This is a genomic window from Pseudomonas citrullilanati, from assembly GCF_030580855.1.
GTDB classification, from domain to species: domain Bacteria; phylum Pseudomonadota; class Gammaproteobacteria; order Pseudomonadales; family Pseudomonadaceae; genus Aquipseudomonas; species Aquipseudomonas citrulli.
In genome coordinates, this window is record NZ_JAUQOP010000011.1 from 27,580 (window position 1) to 47,868 (window position 20,289).

General features: G+C 61.8%; 10 protein-coding genes and 1 pseudogene. 5 read left to right on the forward strand and 6 right to left on the reverse strand.

Annotation, left to right across the window (positions count from 1 at the left end; genetic code table 11):
- Positions 1 to 106 precede the first annotated feature (106 nt).
- Genes Q6A48_RS10245 through Q6A48_RS10260 form a run of 4 tightly spaced genes read right to left on the reverse strand, consistent with a single transcriptional unit; the run spans position 107 to position 14,534 of the window.
- Positions 107 to 2,917: an RHS repeat-associated core domain-containing protein gene (locus Q6A48_RS10245; protein WP_304554005.1), complete on the reverse strand. Its 2,811-nt coding sequence runs from the start codon at positions 2,915 to 2,917 to the stop codon at positions 107 to 109.
- Positions 2,914 to 7,401, reverse strand: coding sequence for a SpvB/TcaC N-terminal domain-containing protein (locus tag Q6A48_RS10250; RefSeq protein WP_304554006.1), 4,488 nt, complete (start codon positions 7,399 to 7,401; stop codon positions 2,914 to 2,916). The genes Q6A48_RS10245 and Q6A48_RS10250 overlap by 4 nt, the downstream gene beginning before the upstream one ends.
- Complete coding sequence (locus Q6A48_RS10255) at positions 7,398 to 11,954, reverse strand: Tc toxin subunit A-related protein (RefSeq protein ID WP_304554007.1); 4,557 nt, start codon at positions 11,952 to 11,954, stop codon at positions 7,398 to 7,400. The genes Q6A48_RS10250 and Q6A48_RS10255 overlap by 4 nt, the downstream gene beginning before the upstream one ends.
- Positions 11,955 to 11,990: 36 nt before the next feature.
- Complete coding sequence (locus Q6A48_RS10260; protein ID WP_304554008.1) at positions 11,991 to 14,534, reverse strand: Tc toxin subunit A; 2,544 nt, start codon at positions 14,532 to 14,534, stop codon at positions 11,991 to 11,993.
- A 266-nt stretch (positions 14,535 to 14,800) separates the two neighbouring features.
- On the opposite strand from Q6A48_RS10260, the gene Q6A48_RS10265 reads away from it, so the two are divergent.
- Both Q6A48_RS10265 and Q6A48_RS10270 read left to right on the forward strand, forming a co-directional pair.
- Entirely contained in the window at positions 14,801 to 15,046 is a 246-nt protein-coding gene (locus Q6A48_RS10265; RefSeq protein ID WP_304554009.1) for a FitA-like ribbon-helix-helix domain-containing protein, read from the forward strand.
- A complete protein-coding gene (locus Q6A48_RS10270) occupies positions 15,043 to 15,462 on the forward strand; it encodes a type II toxin-antitoxin system VapC family toxin (protein ID WP_304554010.1) in 420 nt (139 codons plus the stop codon). Before Q6A48_RS10265 ends, Q6A48_RS10270 begins: the two co-directional genes overlap by 4 nt.
- Positions 15,463 to 15,515: 53 nt before the next feature.
- Here the strand turns inward: Q6A48_RS10270 and Q6A48_RS26205 are convergent, their stop codons facing one another.
- Together Q6A48_RS26205 and Q6A48_RS26210 are read right to left on the reverse strand one after the other, a co-directional pair.
- Positions 15,516 to 16,379: a methyl-accepting chemotaxis protein gene (locus tag Q6A48_RS26205; RefSeq protein WP_440137891.1), complete on the reverse strand. Its 864-nt coding sequence runs from the start codon at positions 16,377 to 16,379 to the stop codon at positions 15,516 to 15,518.
- Between the two features lie 42 nt (positions 16,380 to 16,421).
- Positions 16,422 to 17,435: pseudogene (locus Q6A48_RS26210) on the reverse strand (methyl-accepting chemotaxis protein); the annotation flags it as partial.
- Between the two features lie 263 nt (positions 17,436 to 17,698).
- On the opposite strand from Q6A48_RS26210, the gene pmrG reads away from it, so the two are divergent.
- From pmrG to Q6A48_RS10290, 3 genes are all read left to right on the forward strand, one after another.
- Positions 17,699 to 18,370 (forward strand): lipopolysaccharide core heptose(II)-phosphate phosphatase PmrG, encoded by a 672-nt coding sequence (gene pmrG, locus Q6A48_RS10280; protein ID WP_304554012.1) that lies wholly within the window; start codon positions 17,699 to 17,701, stop codon positions 18,368 to 18,370.
- 24 nt (positions 18,371 to 18,394) lie between these two features.
- Positions 18,395 to 19,237, forward strand: coding sequence for a phosphatase PAP2 family protein (locus Q6A48_RS10285; RefSeq protein ID WP_304554013.1), 843 nt, complete (start codon positions 18,395 to 18,397; stop codon positions 19,235 to 19,237).
- A 628-nt stretch (positions 19,238 to 19,865) separates the two neighbouring features.
- Positions 19,866 to 20,207, forward strand: coding sequence for a DUF6124 family protein (locus Q6A48_RS10290; RefSeq protein WP_304554014.1), 342 nt, complete (start codon positions 19,866 to 19,868; stop codon positions 20,205 to 20,207).
- Positions 20,208 to 20,289: the final 82 nt, after the last annotated feature.

Here is a 20,289-nt window from a genome sequence, read left to right on the forward strand (position 1 = left end):
GATAATGGGTTTTATCCGACCGTTCACGCATTTCAGGCCATACCCTGAAACCCAGGGCATGGCCGACCCAATTTGAACCGAGCAAGTTCTGCGTCAAGACGCCCGGTCAAGACGTACTACCAGAACGCCGAGGTCGATTTATTTCCAAGACGTGACGGTTGTACGACCCATAGTCTCGAGGGTTGCGCCCCGTCGGGATGTTGACCTCCTCGGGGATGATGCCGCTGCAGTTGAAGCAGGCGATGAAAGGCTCCGGTTGCGTCACGCTGGTGATTTTTTCAGTGAACAGATGCGTATCCGAAAGCACCCTTTCTGCTTGCCCCGGAAAGAGCGCAACGATTGAGTTGAGCACGCGGACTTCCCCATGAGCCCCAGGCCCTCCAGCGCGTTCGGGAATGATGCCGTTGGATTTCTCGATGTGCGTGGCGATGAGGTGCTGGGTGGGTTGCTGAAGTTCGTGCATGGTCTCGACCGTCCTGCTCAGCGTTGGCTCGAGCTTCAACACATCAGGATCTATGTCGAGTCGATGGGGCTTATTGTCATTCGCGGCGCTGTATCGTTCGGCCAGGTCGGCCAGGTATTCAGCGGTATTGCCGATCTTGTAGCTGCCGAAATTCAGGTAGAACCTCTCGCTTTTGGCCGAGCCGTCATAATCCTTGTCCACGCCGCGGTAGTTCTTCGGGCCGGATTTGGGGCCGGTGAGATTATGGTACTCGTTGAGGCCCACGTGATTGTCGCCATTGCGATCCAGGACTACGCCATAGGAGTGAACGACCAGGTCCTTGCGTTGAGTTTTACTGAAGTTGGAGCTGGCGTCGGGGTCGAGAGGGACTTCTTGATGAACCCTGGCACCTCTGTTGGCCTTTCTTGTCGGTGGCTCCTGCATCATCGTCCGGGAGCGGGCCTGGCCATCAGCTTTCACCCATTGGATGACATCATCTTTCCCCAATCCTTGGTGGTCGACGAACCGGAGCGGGTTGTTCCCCACCATGCAATACAGGTTCAACCCGTCGACTGCCCCCGCCGGGTCGGGACTGATCCAACGTTGCAGCCACGGCGCGTAATAACGCTGCCCGTAGTAATACAAGCCGCTGGCATCAAGTTCCTTGCCGGAGTAGCGAATGGTCCGGTAGTCAGCCTCCACGGCCGAGCGGGACGCCGCCCAAGCGGTGGTCCCATAGGGCAGGTAGCTTTCCTGGCTGATCAGCCCGCCCTGATCATCCAGTTCCAGTGAGCTTGAGCCCAGATGATCGCCGAAGCTGTAGCGCAGTGAGTCGCCGGCGATGGCGGAGGGACGGCCTTGAGTCCAGTGCAGATAATGCACATTGCAGCGTCCTGCCTGCAGGGTAATGACTTCCAGGCGTTCGTTATCCCGCGTGCGAATCTCAAGGCCCGGTAGATAGCGCACTTCCCGGGTGTGGATTCTCGTCGCACCTTGGGTTGTCTGGATCTTGCGCACGCGTTGGCCACCGCTGTCGTAGCGATAGCGCTCGATGTCATCGGACGCATTTTCGCGCCGCACCAGTACCACGCCGTCGAGCTGATTGCGCAGGTTCCAGGTCAGTGCCTGGCCCGGGGAAAGTGCCTGCTGGTTGCCATTGGCATCGAAGCCCACGGCCACGTCGGGCGTCGAATGGCCTTTGTTCCAGGCGCGCAGACGATTGCTCGCGGCGGTCACGTTCAGCGTTCGAGTGTAGTGATTGCCGTCGCGACGATGGCGCAATTCGATCAGGTTGCCGCCAGCATCGTATTCGTAGTGTTCGGTGAAATTGAACAACTGGCTGGGGTCGATAGGTGTTTTGCCGAGGGTCGGAAGGTCCGGGGGGCTGGTCAATCCGGCAGCCTCCCGGCCCGTCGCGCTGATCAATTGGTACAGGCTGTCGTAGGTGAATGTGCTGGAGGCTTCGACCCGCTGGTTACTGCCGAACCGCACCGGTTGGGCCTTGTCCTCCAGGTGCGTCACGTTGCCCACCGGGTCGCAGGTGTAGCGCAGGTCCTGCAGGGTCCTGGCCGCCAGCGATGTGCGCAGGGCGGTCAGTCTACCGTTGGCCGGATCGTACACAGCGCGACTGACGACACCGTTGCCGGCCGTCTGGGACTCGATCTGACCGGACGCGTTGTAGACGAGATCGCTCACGATGACTTTTTCGATCGCCGTGTGTCTTATCTGCAGACCCATGGACTTGAGCTGACCCGTGACATCGAACGAGTAGCGCTGCTGGTGCTGGGCGGCATCGGTCTGCTGGATCAACCCGGCGAGGGCGTCGTAGCGCCAGCTCGTGGTGTAGCCGTCGCCCGGCTCCAGCAAGCGGTCGCGGTCTTTTTCCTCTTCTGGCCAGTCGGGTCGTTCGGCGGAGGCCAGCAGGTGCCTGGTCTGGCTGATCGGTTTGGCGCAGAGCCCATAGTCATGGATCAGTAGGGTGCCGGCACTGTCATCGTGACGGATCAGCGCACCGCACTGGTTGTGCGCCGCGGACTGCGGTGAACTGTCGCCATAGTGCAGGCATTCGACCCTGCGCGGCACGTCGCCTGCCCCTTGCTCATGGAGGGCGGTCATGCGCAATTGCGTGTCGTAGGTGGTCCGCCAATAAGTGCCTCGCTGATCCCAGCAGTGCGATACCTGCCCGGCATCCCCAGGCAGGTACAGGCGCCACCCGGCATCGATACTGTCGAGTAATAGCGTCTTGCCGGACAAACTGTAGACAGTCTGCAGGTTCGACCCGCCCGTTGCCTTGGCAAACAACCGAGGGTCGCGCCGTGCCACCTGCCGTCCCGCCACGTCGTAGTCTTGCTGGGCGATGCGCGCCTGGGAGGGTTCCTGGGCATCGCGCCGGTAGTAAGCGACTTGTCGCACGGGCAGGCCACGGCCGTCGACGGCATTGATCGTCGGTGTCTTGTGATGAAGGCGTGCGGTCATGCGCCACCTCCGGCCGTAGCGGCGTGTTCGGACTGGACTTCTTGCAGCGTGTCATTTTCGTCCTCGTCCACGGTGTACCAGGGGTGGCGAGTGTGGCGCCGCATGTAGGAGAGGCCGGCTTGCCTGGCCAGGCGCGTGAGGGTGGGGCGACCGAGGGCGTCATAGAACTGCCGGTCGCAATGGCCGAACTGACGCATGGACACATCGTTGATACGGCGATGCTGATCAGCGAAATAAGGGCGGTAGATGCGTACCGCCAAACCCTTGCTGTTGTATTCCACCCGCTCGCTGACCCGCCAGCGCCTTGCGACGATCTGCTCCATGGGCGCTCCATCCATCAGCGTCAGGTCGCCCTTGGCGTCGACGATGTAAGCCAGGCCCGGTTCGACGAGTTGCTTGCTTTGCAGGGTTCGTCCGAAACCATCGAAGCAGGTGACGGCGATGCGGATTTGTTTTCGATCGTCATCGGGGTAGCGGTCGGCGACCAGTGTGGCGACGTGCACGGGTTCACGCGGCACGGCCTCGAGTTCGTGCTTGAGCTTGAGGTCGTCGGCGGAGAATGCCTGAAGCGCCGCCAGCCGGACCCGAGCCGACGCGCAAATATGCCCGGCAGGAAGCAGGTCGCCATTGCTCACGCAACGCGCCAGCCAGTCGGTGTCCGCCAGGGCTGCCTTGGATACGCGCCCCATCCAACTGAAGGGCGCGTAATAGAGCGCCGTGGCGGCATCCTGCAGCGCGTCCCGGCTTTGGCTGATGGCCTCTGCCGGGCTGCGGAACGGTGGCTGTTTGAACTGCGCGAGCGGCTTGAAGCCCCGGCGCGTGCGCTGCTCGTCGCCATAAAAAGAGGTCGCCAATACTTGGCCGAAACCATCGCTCAGGCTTTCCTGGACATTGCCGTTTGGGTCGGTGATACGCCGGGGTTGGAGTGAACGGTAATCGTAGGTCGCTTCGATGGCACAGCCATCAGGCTGTTGGAACCGGGTGATCACACAGTGAGGGTTGTCGTGGCTGATCTCGATCACGCCATGGCTTTCGCTCGGCTGCAAGGTACGGATTTTGTAGAACCCGTCCCATGGGGCATAAGTCGCGAAGCCGCTTTTGACTGACCAGAGTCGTACGGGGCGGCTGCTCGCGGGAAGAAAATCGGCCATGCGGTGATAGTGATTGCGTTCGAGCATTTTTCCCTTGGGGCGTAATTCCTGGGGCAGCAAATGGAAGGCCTTGAGGGCGGTTTCGTCCAGCTCGGCCGTTTCCAGATGGTCGGCCAGGGCCTGGAAGTCCGCGACGCCATCCGCCAGGGTGGCTGCGCTCGAAGCGTCTTTATAGCGCTGCACGGTCAGGCCAGTCAGCACGCTCCGGTCCGTCCAGGTTGTTTGCGTCACGCGTTCGCTGAGGGTTTCGAAGCTCATGTCCTGAGGCGCCAGCCCTCCGGCTTCGGGAGCCTTGGGGCAGCGCAACGCCTGGGTACGCTGCCGATAAGGCAGGCCCAAGCGCCATGCTTGGGACGCTTGCAGGTGAATGAATTCGGCCCGGGTTTCGCTCAGGTAGTAAAACTGTTGCGCCGGATCGTGCGCATCGCGCCACCATCGTTGTAGATCGACGTCGCTGAATGGAGGGGGATCGTCGGCGGTTTTCCGGCGGGCGTAATGGATGTCCAGGCGGTGAGTGAGGGCGCCGTACAGATCGTGTTGCAGGCTCAAGGTGAGCTGGCACTGCGGGTCATCGACCGTGCCTTCGTATTGATACGTGATGACTTCCAGCGGCAGCGGTAGCATTCGGGCATAGGACCGCTGGCGCTCGGGCGCTTGCAGCAGGCGTACGCGATAGCGATGTTCCTGGACCGAGTACAGGGTCCGGGTTTTCCGGCGCCTGTCGACCCCGAATGTCTCGCTTCGCAGCACATGGCCACTCAACGCTCGGGCCATTTCACTGCGGGTGGCTGGGGTTGGCGCAACCACGGGCATGTCGCGCCCGGTTTCCTCCTGATATTGGCAAAGCAGTGCCTTGCCCCGCGCCACGGCTTGCGGGTCGTCGTTGTTGTAACCGATACGGGGCATGTCCACCGTTTGCCCGGTATGAAACCAGGTCTTCTTCAGGCTGGGCATCGTAAAACCCTGGGCGTCGGCATCGTCGGGGTTGCTTTCATTGTCGGTTTCCAGCAACAGACCGAAGCCGCGAAACTCGCGCTCGACGCCGTCGTAATAGCCTTGGCGATAGGCAAACTTGCGGGTCAGTCGATTGCCGGTGATTTCATCTACCCGGGTCTGGCTCGAAACCAGATGCAGCGCTATGGGCACATGGCAGATCGGGGGCGTGCCGGTCTTGGTATGGGCGGCTTTTTCATCCAGCCATTCCTGCACCGAGCTGCGGTAGCTGATGGTTTCGCTGGCGCCCATGTTGTTGTATGTGCCGGTGAGCAGATACGGTTTCGCCTCGACGAAATCGTAGCGCCAGTGTTGCGGTGTGATGTGCGGCACGCTCAGGATCAGGCTGGAGCAGCCGAGCCCTTGCAGGTCGGCAATGCTCACTTGGCACAAGTTGTCGTAACGCAGCCCTGGAGGCCAGGGCAGCGCGACTGCCGGGTGGAAACCCTGGCCGCAGCGGTTCATGAAGATCAGTGCCTGGTCCGCTTGCAAATAGATCAGGTCGACGGCGCCGGAGCCATCCAGATCCGCCAGGCGGATGCGCGAGGCATCGAAGGTTTCGTAGGCTAGCCCGGGAAAGTCCAGCACGATGCCCGTGCCAAAACGCCCGCGACCCAGGTTTGGCCAGCACCGCACTTCGTTGTGACGAATGCGCACCAGGTGCTGCTGGCCGCTGCCCAGCACATCGCTGAACGCCACCAGTTCGCCGGGCGTGGCGCTGAATATCGCGAGGGCATCCTCATGCTCGTCGCGAACGACTTCCCGCGGGGTGGCGAAACCGTGCTCCCGCTGGTTGACGTACAGGCGAACGCTACGCGGGCCGATCAATATCAGGTCGTCGAGCCCTTCGCCTGAAAGGTCGGCCAATTGCCCTTGAGGATTGAAAAACTCTGCCGGAAGCGCATTGACCGTGGCGAAATCCGACCAGCTTCGATCGGCACCGAGGGAGAAAAAACCGCTCAGCCCGGGTTGGGCCACGAGCCAGTCCAAACGGCCGTCTCCGGTGAGATCGCTCAACGACTGGCGCATCGGTTTGGCAAGGTCGGCGACCGGGATGGCGGGTAGCGTCCGCCACGGCGCGTAAGCCACATTGTCGCCTTTGCCCTTGGCCCGTACGGGTTCGCGATAATGCCAGCCCGCGTCGCTTTGATAGAGCACGCCTGGCAAGCCTTCGCCGTACAAGTCCACCAGTTGATAACGCTGACCATCGTTGAGCCCCGGCATGTTTGCAAAACGTTGCCAGGCGTGGGGCTCCAACCGGAGCTTGAATTCGCTATAGCTGAATTCGATGGGCGGCCGGCTATCGACGATGGCCGAGTCGCCAAAGGCTTGGTCATGGGCGGCGCTCAGTTGGTGATAGCCGAGGGATGTCTGGCGATAATCGAGTAGCAGGCGGCGCACCAGGGCGGGGGCGGCTCCCAGTTCCTCGGGAAAGCGGTGAAACATCAGGACCTGGCGGCACAGGCGTTCGGTGCGTAGTTCAAAACCGTAGGCGAAGCTGGAAAAACCATCGCCACGGGTTACCCACTGCTGACCTTCGTACGGCGGTTTCTGTTCGTAGGCCGTGGTCCGCTCGCCATAGTCCAGGACCAATTCGAAGTGCCATTGCACAGAGGCGAGCCGGTCTGTTTTCCATGAGTACAGGTGCGGATCGGCCTTGAAATTGCCGTAGCGCACCTGGCTCAAATAGCGCTGGGCCGTTGCGTCGGTCTTGTATTGGTAGAGGATGTGTTCGCCGTAGGCGTTCAGGCTTTCCTCCAGCAGCCATTCGCCGACGCGTTCCGTATCCAGGGGGTCGGCTCGGCGGGAGGCGGGGCTCTTTCCGAACAGGTGCAGGCTGCCATCGGCACTGTGCACCAGCCAGAAGCCCGCCTTGTCGTCGGGCGCAGACCAATGCTCGATGCGCTCGAAGCTGTGTTCGATGCGGGGAAAGTACCGTGTGACGCAGTAGGTCGTGCCCAGGTCCAGATCGTTGTAACGATCGATGCGGGTCGAGGAGATGACGCCTTGCCGATCTCGCTCGGGCAACCAGATCACCGCGCTGGGGCCGATGATTTCGTCATCCTCGGTATAGGCTGGCACACCCTTGCTGGTGCAGCGCGCCACGCTGGGCAGTGACAGCCCCCAACCGATGCCGAACACGCCGTTGCCGAGGGAGCTGGCATAGCTCAGGGACAAGGGCGGAGCAAAGCCGCGCCCGGGTGAAATCGGCAGGGCGATTTCGTAGGACGCTGTACCGTGGGCGCCGATGGCGGCCCATCCTTTGCCGATACTTTGAATGGCGCCACCGCCCTTGGGCAATGACGGCGCGGTGACGGGCAGAAGCGGTTGCTCAGTCACTGCGCACCTCCGCCGACCCTGGCCGTGTAGCTCACGTGCACGATGACGTCGGTCAGTGATTCAAGCAGGTCTTTTTGCGCTTCGGGGTTTGGGAAGGTCAACTGCCATCGGGAAATGGCCCCGGTGTATTCGAACGGCAAGTAGCGCTCGTCGTTGAAACTCAGGGTGAACAGCCCGTTGTCGTCGACCCCTGTCGACAGGGCGATCTGCTGGTTGGCGCGCCGGCTCTCCATGGCGTTGCCTCCCGCCCCCGGCGCCAGGAATACCGTGCTGGCGGTCTGGGTCAGCGTGGCCCGAATGTTTTCATAGGGACCGACGACAGCCGGCAAGGTCACGCTGATGGTCTTGAGGCGCCGCAGGTAATGTTGCTGGCCCAGGTAATCGTCTTCGAACAATTGGTGCGTCAGCTCGAACTCGCAGCGACCTTTCTTCAGGTCGGCGTGCATGTGCGGCCACGCCTTGTTCAAGTGGCTGGCCGGGGTTTTGTCCTTCAGTTGACGCAACGAAACCGTCTTGCGGATTTCCAGTTCCCGCTCGTGACGTTGCAGGTAGGCGGCCTGCATCTGCAGCAGGTTCAGCTTGAGCGACTCGCCGGCGCCGAGCCCTCGATAAGTCGTGTGCCACGCGCCGGGCTGGATGAAGCGGCGGTCGAAGTCGGCCATCTCGTAGCGCCAACAGGCCTCGGCGGCCAGGCACAGGCCCAGGGTCGTGTCGTAGGCCTGGCGATAGACCACCGCCAGCTGGGCGTTCAGCCATTGGTACAGTTGGGCCTTGGTGAAGCGCTTACCGAGGAAGTCATAGTTGGCCTTGGCCTGGCCCAGGGTTTTTTCCGCCAGGCGCAATTGCAGGCGGGTGGCGGTTTCCTGCTCGGTGAAATGCGCCAGCTGCGCGTCGATCTGGGCCAGTTCGAGCCACGACTGATCGAAGGCGTGATGCCATTCCTCCCACCGCCGATTGAATGCAGCCAGGCGGTCGCATTGGTCCGCTGCCGTGCGGGCGATGATGGCGGCGCTGTGGGCCGCCGCGGAAGCGGCGAGCGCTGGCCCTTCCCAACGGCTGCCACCGTAGGCGAAGCCAAAGAGATTTGGCAAGATCATCATGCCGGCTGCCGTGATCTGGCCGGTCATTGCCGCCAGCTCCGAGGCGCCGCTGAGCAGATAGTACTGGGTGGCGTGTGTCTCGGGGTCGCTCAGATTGTCCTTCAGCAGTTTTTCGTAGTGGCTGGCGCGGCCCTGGACGATCGCTTTGCTGGCCAGCAATTCCTGGCGGTGCCGCCGGTCGATGTTCAACGCCTGGCGTTGCAAGTCGATGGACATTTTCGCCAGGTCCCAGGCTTGCTGTTGTTGCAGTTCCTGCAATTGGGCCTGTTCCTTGCGTTCGATCAGCGAGAGCAGCGTGGCACCGAACTGGCTGAGGGTTTCAACGGCGTGCTGTGCCTGGCTGTGCATGACCGTGAAGCGGTAGTGAGGAATGGGGACCGTCGGCAAATGGGCCGCGGCACCGCTCGGGTTATTCGAGGCGCGGTTTTCGGCTAGGGTGCGCGGGTCCAGCGGGGCGGCGAACACGGGCAGATGCAGCGGCTTGCCGGCGATATCGAGGTTATGCCGCAGGTTATGCAGGCGACTTTCGGCGACGTCCCAGCACGTCAGCAACTGTGGATTGAACGGCACGCGCAGGTACGGACTGTCGATCGCCGCCAGGGAGGCTTGGGAACGACTTTCCTGCACGGCCGATGGAGAGCTGAGGGTGAGCGGGGGAAGCCGGTTTTCAAAGCGGCGCAGGTCGTCATTGTTCGCGAGGCCCAGGCTGTGAAGGCTGATGTCGGTCCACGAGTCGGTCGGTTGAACGACCGGGCGCGGTCCCAGCAAGTCCAGGGTCCGGACGTACCAGAGCTTCGCCTCGCTGAGGCTGTCGGGCGTTAATTCACGGTACGCGGCGTCGCCTCGGTTGATCAGGATATCCAGGTACAGGAAGTACAGCGCCTTGCGAAAATGCACCGGATGACTGCGGGCAATCTGATGAGGATCGTGGGGCGCCTGATGGGCGTACGAAGGCGTATCACGGTCGAGCAAAGGGACGCTTCTCCAGCATTCGGCCCCGTGGCGACCCGGATCGAACACATGGCGCAGCCAGCGTTCGGCTTCCTCGTACCGATGCTCGGTGTTCAGGCGATGGGCGACCAACCAGGGCACGTAGAGGAACAGTTCGGTGAAATAACGGCCATAGGCTCCGTGGAAGTCCATCGTGCTGTCCAAGTCGCTGGGTATCGCGGGTTCCTGCAGGTGCTGGGTCGTCCAGTCGAACAGTTCATCCAGGCTGTTCTCGGTGCGGCGGATCAGTTCGGCGGCGAACACAGTGTTCAGTCGGATCGGCGAGCGCGGTCGGCTGGAGGCGTCACTGGCTTCGATCGCGGACTTGTCGAACGCGATGAACTGAGTGGTTCCCAGCCCGGGTGTCGTGACCTGGGTGATGGTGGGAGGCTGCTGGCGCTTCAAGGGGCGTTTCAGCGTAATGGCCTTGAGGACGGAATAGAGCTTTATCGCGGGTTCCAGGGGATGAACGAAGGCCACCCCGAAAAGAAGCGTAGTGCCGTCGTGACCGGGATCGCTGTCGGGCCACTCGACGTCGAAGGATGGCGCCAGATGTTCTGCGGGGGCGGACTCGGCCACGACGGTCAGGTCTTCGTAGGTCAGGGGGCGGTCCGTAAGGGCGGGCGGTTGCCGGAAGACGACGTATTGCTTGTCCAACGGTTCATCACAGAGAACGGCGAGGCGTGTCACCTCAAGAGGCGCGGCGTTCATTGCTTGCAGGGTGATGGTCTGCGATGGCCTGATGGTGTTTTTACCATTGTTGCGTCGACAGGCTTCGATCAGATGTCTCACGGCCTGCGTGGAAATGAATTTCCCTTCGAGGTCGGTCTGGCTGGACAGCATGACGCTGGGGGATCGCTCATCGTCTCTTAGCGCGTCTGTCGTGTGCGTGAAAGACAACGTGAAGCGTCGGTCAAGAGCGCTTCGGGCATGGACGAGACTAAACGAATTCTTATCGAGCCTCATATAGGGGGTGTTCGGCAGGCTTTTGGCAGGAAACCACAGGTGGAGCTGCAAGTGCGGTTCCTGGCTGGGAGCGTTGTCCACTCTCAAGCGCATTCGATTGCGTGGCAGGTATCCACGATCGGCCTTTCTTGTGCCGGTCATCCCGATATCTGCCGCCAAGTGCAGCGTGAGCTTGGATTCCTGCTGCGTATAACTGAGCTTGATCCGATCGCGGTAGGCTCTTTCGAAATCCTCCATGGTCGCGGCCATATTGCTGGGCAGGGCAGCGTCGACGAGTTCAAGGCCTGCGGATGTGGTGGCCTGGATGCGCTGGGCGGCAGCGCCGAGCAGGGCGTTCTCGGCGGCAGAGTCCATTGGGCGTCCCGTTTCGAGCCCCAGGTGCTTGTCGATGCAGATCGTTTTGCTGAAGGCGACGCTGTTGCCAGAGGCAATGCCCGACGCGGCCAGGGGACCCCCTGCATACAAGGCAAGGAACAGATAGCCATGGGAGCCCTGGTGGCAATGCACGACCGTCGTGCCGATCGTAGCCTTGATCGCCACGATGTCCTTGCCGGCCAACGTCTCGTCCTCGCAATGACCTTGCAAGGCCACCCGCGGCGTACTCCAACTGCCATCTTGCTTCCTGAAGCAATAGCTCAAGCGCAACAGCGGGCGATGGGCGCCCGCTGTTGCGGCGATGGCTTGCGACGGGGTGCTGCTAGAGGCTGACGGTTCCTGATGGATGCATTCTGCCCAGACGACGAACAGGCGATTGTTGAACCAGACGGGACGGATCGAATGTTCGACCGCGCTTTCGGGGATCGGCACATCGGCCTTTTCCCAGTCCGACCAGGCGTAGGGATCCGGCTGATCCAGCTTGGCGGGAGGGGATAACGTGCTGTCCAGCGGTCGTTGCGCCATGTTCAGTGAGCGCCAGAAGTAGGTGTTCTCGGTGCGGGACTTGGCGATGAAGTAATAGGTGCCGTTGGCAAAGTCTTCGCCGTCGATATAGCCGTTGAGCACCGTCAGGTTGGCCACCTCTTCGAATCGGGCCAGATAGGCCAGGACCGCCGACTGCACCGCGTCGGGTTGAATCCGGCTCTGGTTAAGGGCGTTTTCCAGTTGCTGGAAGTTGGCGCTGCTGTTGGCCTTCAGTACCGGGTCCAGGTAAGTCGCCGGGAAGTGGAGCAACTTCTGGTGGGCCGCCCAGGTGGCGTACTGATGCATCTCGTCGCGCCACGTCTGCCGGTGTTCGGCAGTGACGTCCTCGGGGCCGTAACCAGGCTCCAGGTTCATCAGGATACGGTTGATGTACTGCTGCAGGCTGGCGATGGCGCAGGCGACCGGCGTGGTGGGTACGTCCTGGCTGACCAGCACGTCGAGTAGCCAGTGGTCATAGAGGTCCTGGGCACTCTTGAGCCGCGTGGCAGTGTCATCGGACACGACCTTGTTCAGGTAGAGCGCCAACAGGGCCTCGCGCAGGCGTTCATCGAGCTGCTTTCTCATGGCTTCGGTCATCGATTCAATCCTTGAATTTGAAAAGGGGTGCAGCCCTCAGTGGCAGGCGGCGATCAGTGCTTCACCGACTACCTTCCAATCCGATGCAGGGCTGGCGGTCGTCAGTCCGGTCGCCTTGATCAGCAGGCTCGCCGACAACCCCGTTTGCTGGCAGCACGCCTGGCAGCGCATGACCCAATCCACGGTCTCCATGGAACTTGCGCGTCTGGTGTCCAGTGACGCCGTCAGGGCACTCACCTCCTCGGCGCTCCAATCCAGCAGCTTGGCCAGCAGGCCGTTGGCTTCCTCTTCCGAATGCTGCGGGCCCTGGTTGGCGACTTGCAGGTAGTGCAACAGGTGCTCTTCCGATTGAGCCTGGTGGCGGGCGCAATGACTGAAGCATTCGAGCAGGTACAGCGTGTGGGGCGTCAGGGCCGTGGACGGGCGCGAGGCCAGCCATGTCGGGTTTTCCATCAGGACCTTGAGCGTGCCGCTGCTCAGGTGCAGCCGTTGGCAAACCTCGGCCGTGCGCAATACCGCCGCCAGCAGCGGGGGCATCGTTCCCGCGGCTTGCCGGAGGGTCGCGACGATCGTCGCGGCGTGGGTGCCGGACATTTGCAATACCCCTGGTACGTACTCGGCGGGCAGGTCCGCAATGTCATGCAGCAGTACCTCCACCTGCTGCTCGTGATCCTGGGCGGCGGCGGTGTCCGCCTGGAATTTCTCCAGGCGTTGTTCCAGGTTGTGGGTCAGCGGCCAGTCATGTGCACCGGCGTTGAACAGGTGACACCATTGCAGCACGTCGCGATTGTTTTGCCTGAGCCAGTCAACGGCCCAGTCCATTGCCATCAGGACATCGAGAATGTCCGGCCCTGTCGCCTTGAGCGCCCCTGTCACCAAGGCCTTGCAGAAAGCTTCTCCTCCGAGCAAGCGGGCCAGCTCGGTGCATTCGAGCGGGGTCAGCCCGAACATCCGGGCGATGCGTGCCTGGCGATAGAGGGCCGATACCGTGGACAAATCGTCCTCCTGCGCAACGTACCGGGTGGCCTGCTCCGTCAACAACAGCAATGAATCTGGCGCGACGGCAAGCCCGAGGCCGGCGCCGAGGTAACTGAGGGTCTGTTCGTCCCCGGCGAGCAGGCTTTCCTTGAGGGTGCCCCACACAGGACTTTTGAGCAGTTGGGTGCGATTGAACACCTGATCGAACAGTGGCGCTCGCTCGCCGCAAGCGTGAATGGGCAGGTCGTGGAGGAATGAAGCGAACTCTTGCGCGGCGATGCCATGGCGCTGATCGAGGTACCGATAGACGCCCAGCGCGCGCAAGGTATTGGTGGTGAGCGCTTCGACCCGTTCCGAGCGTTGGGCATTGAAGATGAGCGAGTCCAGTTCGGCAATGGGAATACCGGTCCAGCGGTGCAGGCGAATCATTCGCTGCAAACGGTCGAAACGTTCAGGCGCGTTGTGGACGAAGACCCTTCGGGCCGCTTGGGTCTCGATGCCCAGGGCGGGGGTCGCCCCGGCGCCGTTGATGTAGCTGGCGCCGTAATTCATCCGGGTAGAAACCGGGCTGTTGGCTGACGTTCGCGGGCTGTACCTGCCTTGCGCCAGTAGCTCCTCGACCTGTTGCGTCGTGAGCCCGGTGCGTTCCTTGAAGAACTCAAGCTCACTCAAGCCAAGGAGGTTGCCCGTGCCGTAGCTTTTTTCCAGCGATCCGAGGCGGGCCTGCGAGGCGGTGGGCGCAGTGAGCAGCGCCTGTTGCTCGGGGCTCAACCCGGACAGGAGTTTTTGCGCTTGCGCAGAATTGACGAATACATTCCCGTGAACATTCCGGTCCGTCGCAAACGGCAGTCCCGGGCTGACCCGGTAATTGAGCTCGCCCAGCGCGGGCTTGCCCGTGCCCAGCCCGAGTACACATTGGTGATGATGCAGGTCATAGGGCAGCGAGAAGGGGTAATGTGCGCTGGCGAGCACTTGGTGAACGGTCCTGTTCTCGCCGGTTTTTGCCAGGTGCGCCTCGATATGGCTGCGCAGGGTGTCGTTGATGATGTCGAGCATGGGCCGCGCAGCGAAGGCGCTCTGTCGGTCGAGCATCAGGTTCTTGAGGTCCGGACGCCGTGCTTCCAGGGTGATCCGCGCGGATGAGGCGGGCGTCGGTAATTGCTCCAGTTGCCTGGCGAACAGGTACAGGGCACGCAGGTACGCCACGGGCGAATCGATTGCCGCGATATCGCCTTCGGCGCTGAACTGATCCCAGTTTTCCTCGAAGAGCGCCTGGTAGCCGACGGATGCCGGCGTCGAGTCCGAACCCTGGCTGCGCCGAACACGCCGCTGGGCATCGCTGCGGGACGAGACGCGATGCTCCTGGTACAGGCGACTGATCTGCCCGGCGTAGCTCGCCGCATTGTCATAGGCCTGCCCGGCATCCGCGTCGCTGTGCCTGGCGAACTCAGCGACGAATCGCGCCTTGCCCATGCGCACGATGTCGAAAACCGACTCCACGCCCAGTTGCTGCAAGGCTGTCCTGAAGCGGGCTTTTGCGCTGCCTTTATCGTCGGCAAAGGCGGCGAGCCTGTGCAGCGGCGAGTCGTTGCTTGCGTCCATGTAGGGTCCATCTCCTGTTTGCACGGTGGGTGCTTGTCCAGATGGAAACCGTACAGGAGCGGCCAAAAAAAGGCGGTAGGACGCCGGGGGAAGTGTTGTATGAAAGGGCGATGCGTGGGGCGGGTTTGGTTAACCGGTGCCCCCGCTCTAACGGGGATTGGTGCTGAATGCCTGGAAGCTGCTGGTTGTGGATGAACGGTGGCTGGACACACTGCGCACTTTTCAACTAGCCTGCAATCAATGATTTCATTGATTGCGGAGGTTACATGGCCAGCATCACGATTCGAAACCTGGACGATCAAATAAAGGAGCAACTGCGTATCGCGGCGGCCCACAATGGTCATTCCATGGAGGAGGAGGCCCGCTTGATTCTAGGGCGTGCATTGGCGCGGGTGAGTCCGGAGGGTGGGTTGGGGAGTCGTATCCGAAACAGATTCAGGGCCCTGGGCGGTGTTGAGCTGGATCTGCCTTCGCGCGACGAAAAGGCCACTGCGGCGGATCTCCCTGAATGATTGTGCTCGATACCAATGTCATTTCAGAGTTCATGCGTACAGAGCCAAACGCCAATGTCTTGGCCTGGATTGATTTACAGCCGGCAATGGATCTGGTCATTTGCGCCATTACAGTGGCGGAGATTCTTCATGGTGTCGCCCGGCTACCGTTTGGTAAACGCAAGCAAAGGCTTGAAGCCCACGCCATGGCCATGTTCGAAGAAGATTTTGCTGGCCGGATCTTGCCCTTTGATGCCCATGCCGCAGTCGAGTACGCGACTCTTGTTGCGTCATGCGAGGCCAAGGGGAGGGCGGTAAGTTTGGCCGATGCACAAATTGCCGCAATTTGCCGGGCTCACGGTGCGCTGATTGCCACCCGCAATACCCGGGATTTCGAGTGCTCAGGGATTGAAGTCATCAACCCCTGGAATGCTTGAATCATGCTTCGCACAAACGCCCGTCTCCCACTGGAGCCGGGCGTTTTTCATGATCAGACCCGGAAGTGGCTGACCATCATCTGCAACTGATTGCCCAGCCGCGCCAGCTCGACGCTGGAGGCGGCGGTTTCTTCGCTGGCGGCGGCGGTCTGTTCGGAGACGTCGCGCACGTTGATGATGCTGCGGCTGATCTCTTCGGCCACGGCGCTTTGCTGCTCGGCCGCGGCGGCGATCTGCTGGTTCATCGACTGGATGTTCGACACCGTGCGGGTGATGTTCTCCAGGGACGCACCGGCCTTGCGCGTCAGGGCAACGCTGCTGTCGGTGAGGCTGCGGCTGTTGTTCATCACGGCGGCCACTTGTTGTGTACCGTTCTGCAGGCCCGCCACCAGGCCTTCGATTTCCTCGGTGGATTTCTGCGTGCGCTGGGCCAGGCCACGGACTTCGTCGGCCACCACGGCGAAACCACGACCGGCCTCACCGGCACGTGCCGCCTCGATCGCCGCGTTGAGGGCCAGCAGGTTGGTCTGCTCGGCCACGGCCTTGATCACGTCCATGACGCTGCCGATCTTGTCGCTTTCCTGTTGCAGCACGGTCATGGCATCGGTGGAGCGCACCACTTCGCTGGCCAGGCGCTCGATCTGGGCGATGGCTTCGCTGACCACCTGGTCGCCGGCACGGGCTTCGCCGTCGGCGGCGGCGGCCGCTTGAGAAGCTTCCTCGGCATTGCGCGCCACTTCCTGCACGGTGGCGGTCATCTCGTGCATGGCGGTCGCCACCTGGTCGGTCTCGACTTTCTGGCTGTTGACCCCGGCACTGGTCTGCTCGGTGACGGCGGACAGTTCTTCGGCGGCGCTGGCGATCTGGGTCACGCCATCGCGGATGCCGCTGATCAGGTCGCGCAGGGTCACGCCCATGCGCGCGATGCCTTGTTGCAGGACGCCGAGTTCGTCGCGACGGGTCACGACGACCGTGTGGGACAGGTCGCCACTGGCGATGCGTTCGACCACGGCCAGGGTGTCGCGCAGCGGGCCAGTGATCTGGCGCGTGATGACCACGGCGGCAATGATGCCCACCAGCAGCGCCAGCAAGGTGCTGACCAATTGCAGGGTGCGGGCCTGGGCGCTTTCGGCGTCACGGCGGTCGAGTTGGATCTGGTACAACTGCTCGCTCAGGGTAACGATGGTCGCGCCCTGGTCGGTCATTTCCTTGCGCGCCTGCACCGCATCGGCGGTGGCCGCCTTGAAGGCCTGCAACGCACTGCGGTATTGGAGCAGGGCGTTTTCCAGTTGGCGCAGTTCAACTTGTCGGGTGCTGGCGAAATGTTCATCCAGCGGCTTGAGCGACGCGATGGCGGCGTCCAATTGGGCGACGGCCTTGCGCTCGGTGTCGGCGTTGCTGTTGGCGGTGTAGCCGCGCACTTCATAGCGGGCCAACATGAATTCTTGCTTGGCCCGGGTGATCGCCTTGAACTGTTCGAAGCGCTGGTCGCTCAAGTCCATTTGCTGCACGTCGGCGTTGATGGCTTCGATCAGCTTGTAGGCGGTCTCGGCGTTCGCCGCCATGGCGTCGCGGGCGGTGTTGCCCGTGCGATAGGCACTGCGCATTTTGTTCAGGGAAACCTGGTAGGCGCTGATGGTTGCGCTCTGCTCCTTGAGCAGCCGGACGTTTTCCGGGCTCTTGAAACTGTTCAGCAGCGCATTCTGTTGCGCCACGAAACCATCGAGGGTGGTCTGCACATTTTGTGCGGCGGTCTCGTCGCCGTTGGTCAACATGTATTGCAGGCGAGTGACCCGCAACTTGGTCAGGCCGGTGTTGAGCTGGGTGATGTCGCTCATCCAGTTGCTGCGGTCGATCAGCCCGCCCAGGCTGGTCCAGCCGGTCAGGGCCAGGATGCAAGTCAGGACCAGGACGAGGCCGAAACCCAGGCCCAGTTTCATGTTGACGCTAATGTTGCCAAACCAGCTGTTCATCCAATTCCTCCAGGAAACGTTGTGCTGCTTGTCGTCGGTTGGCTGGAAGATTGTTGTTGTTAAGCACCAGCAGAGATATGTAACAGGCCTGTATCGGCCACCGCCCCTGGATCTGAAAGATTTTTTTCCCGGTCTTGCACGGCGTCGAAAGATCAGCGCGAGCGCCAAGCTTTTTTTCACATCGGTTTCACCGCTTGCCTACGTGCGCCCCTCTACTGTCGCGCCATCGAATCATGGGTTGGATGCCGTCGGGGCGGCTTGATGTGGAACTGAGACTGAGTCTTTTCGGCCTGACACGCTCGATCGATACGCGCCGCTTCGCCCGTTACCAAAACGCCCTGGTCGTCGTGGCTTCGGCGCTACTGGTGATTCCGTTGAGCCTCTGGCTGCTGGCCCCGGCGGCGCTGCCAGACCTGGCCCATGGCAACGTCGCCGGTGCGCGGGCGTTGGCCGATGGCTGGGCGAAGGGGGAGATGATCGTGCTGGTGCGCCATGTCGAGCGCTGCGATCACTCCAAGGCGGCTTGCTTGAGTGAGCGTGACGGCATCACGGACCGGGCCCGCGCCGTTGCGGTCGACTTGGGTGCCCGGTTCGAGCACCTGGGCCTGGACACTGCCGACCTCTACAACAGCCCGCTGACCCGCACCGCCCAGACGGCGGGGTACATGTTCAACAAGGTGAGCGCCGGCGACGATTGGCTGGTCAATTGCCGGCACGACCTGCTGCGCAACGCCCTGGCCCACAAGGTGCCCGGACGCAACCTGATCCTGGTGACCCACAGCGAATGCATGCAGGCCATGGAGACCGCGCTCAAGCAACCGACCTCGGCGTTTGGCTATGGCGCGTCGCTGTTCGTTTCCACCGCACAACCCCAGGCGCCTCGACTGCTCGGTTTTATCGAAGCGTCTGACTGGCGCTCGGTGGCATTTCAGTAACCTTTCCCACGATCAGGACCGCCCATGCTGACGTCTGCTCGCTCCCGTTTCTACGGGCTCAATCTCGGAATTCCCCTGGTCTGCGCCGCCGTGGTGTTCTTGCTGTTCGACATGACCCGCATCGACATCGCCATCAGCGATCTTTTCTACGACCCGGTGCATCAGCTGTTTCCATTGGAACATGTGCGGCTGTTCGAACAGATCACCCACAAGTGGGCGAGGATCATCCCGAACTGGACCGGCGAAGCGGCCATCATCGGCGCGCTGTTGTCGTTCATCTGGCCGCTGCTCAAACCGGAAAAACGCCCTGGGTTGCTGCGCATACTGGACAAGGCCAGGCTGAGCAAACCGCTCCGATTTGCCTATAAGCACCGCCGTGATTTCCTTTATGTGGTGTTCGCCTTTTCCCTCAGCACTGGGGTCATTCATTACCTCAAGGGGCACACCAGCGTGTATTGCCCGGTGGAAACCACCCAGTACGCCGGCAAGGTCGAGCACAAGGCGTGGTACCAGAATTTCGACGTGTTGAAAGTCGCCGGTGAGGGTCGCTGCTGGCCCGGCGGCCATGCCTCCGGCGGCTTCACGATGCTCGCCTTGTATTTCGTCGCCCGCCGTTACCGTTGGCGCCATTCGAAAGCGCTGATGTATGGCGCGCTGGCGCTGGGGTTTGTCTACGGCACCACACGGGTCCTGCAGGGCTGGCACTACATGTCGCACACTTTCTGGGCGGGGATCTTTGTCTGGTTGAGCTGCTGGCTGATGGCGCTGCTGTTCTACGGCCGGCCGGCCCTGGAGCAGTCGGTGCTGAAGGGGCCCCCGGCGACACCTGCCTTGGCCCGCCTGGACGGGGCGCCTTCATCGGCATGAATGACAGGCAAAAAAAAAGCCCGCGGGAGAGCGGGCTAAAACCTTAGTTTCTTGAATGAGCGAGGGGACTGTACCGGATCATGCCCACGGCGGGGGTGAAGAAAAGTTCATGGGGCAGGCAGGTTCGCTCGCCACTGTGGGCTACCGGGGCGAGAACCTGCCAAAGATCCCGCCTGTGGGAGCGAGCCTGCTCGCGAAGGCGTCGTCCCGGTCATTTGCAGGTGGGCTGACACACCGTTTTCGCGAGCAAGCTCGCTCCCACAGGACGGCGGCTTGCGAGAGCCGAGCTTTGTTCGCAATGAAATCCCCTTGTGTAGGCACCTTTCCCATTGACTTGCAGGACATTTCCTAGAAAATTCCAACCCCTTGCGCCTGCCGATTTCGGTGCCTAGTCTCTGTTCACCGCTGCCCATTCAGCGGTCGGGTTTAGCAGCTCGGAAATCACGTTAGGCGCATGGCAATCACCATGAACGCGGGCATCTTGATCGTCCGATTTTTATGGCGGCTATGCGCAGGGCATCCTCGGGTGCGCCGGTTTCCTAACGTGCCGGTCTGCTAACCTGCGCATGGCTGCCACCTCATCGTTTAGCAGCGAACGTGGCGGCTCCGACTTACGTTAGGAGTACCCATGGACAAGCTCATCCCAGACCCACCCGTCCCACCGCCGCACCTGGACATCGCCGCCGATGCCAATGCCGAACGCGTCATCGATTCCTACCTGAACCCCAAACCCGCCCAGGCCGAAGAGAAACCCTCGCCGGACCTGCTCTTCACCCTCGTGGAGGGCGTCGATACGGAAAGCCTGTTGGCCAACCTCAGCGAAACCCTGGCCTCGGCCAATGTGATGGCCGGGGACCTGGCATTCGAACTGGAAGGTTCGCGCCGGCATTTTGCCTTGGGGCTGCAACAGTTGATCGAACTGGGTCAACTGCTGGCGAACCGGGCGCTGGATACGGTGGACCCGCGCTAGGCACTGAAAATTTGGGTTTGGTCGATGATCAAACCCATTTTTTGCGGCAGCATAGGCGGCTTGTTCATTTCGGACGCCCGAC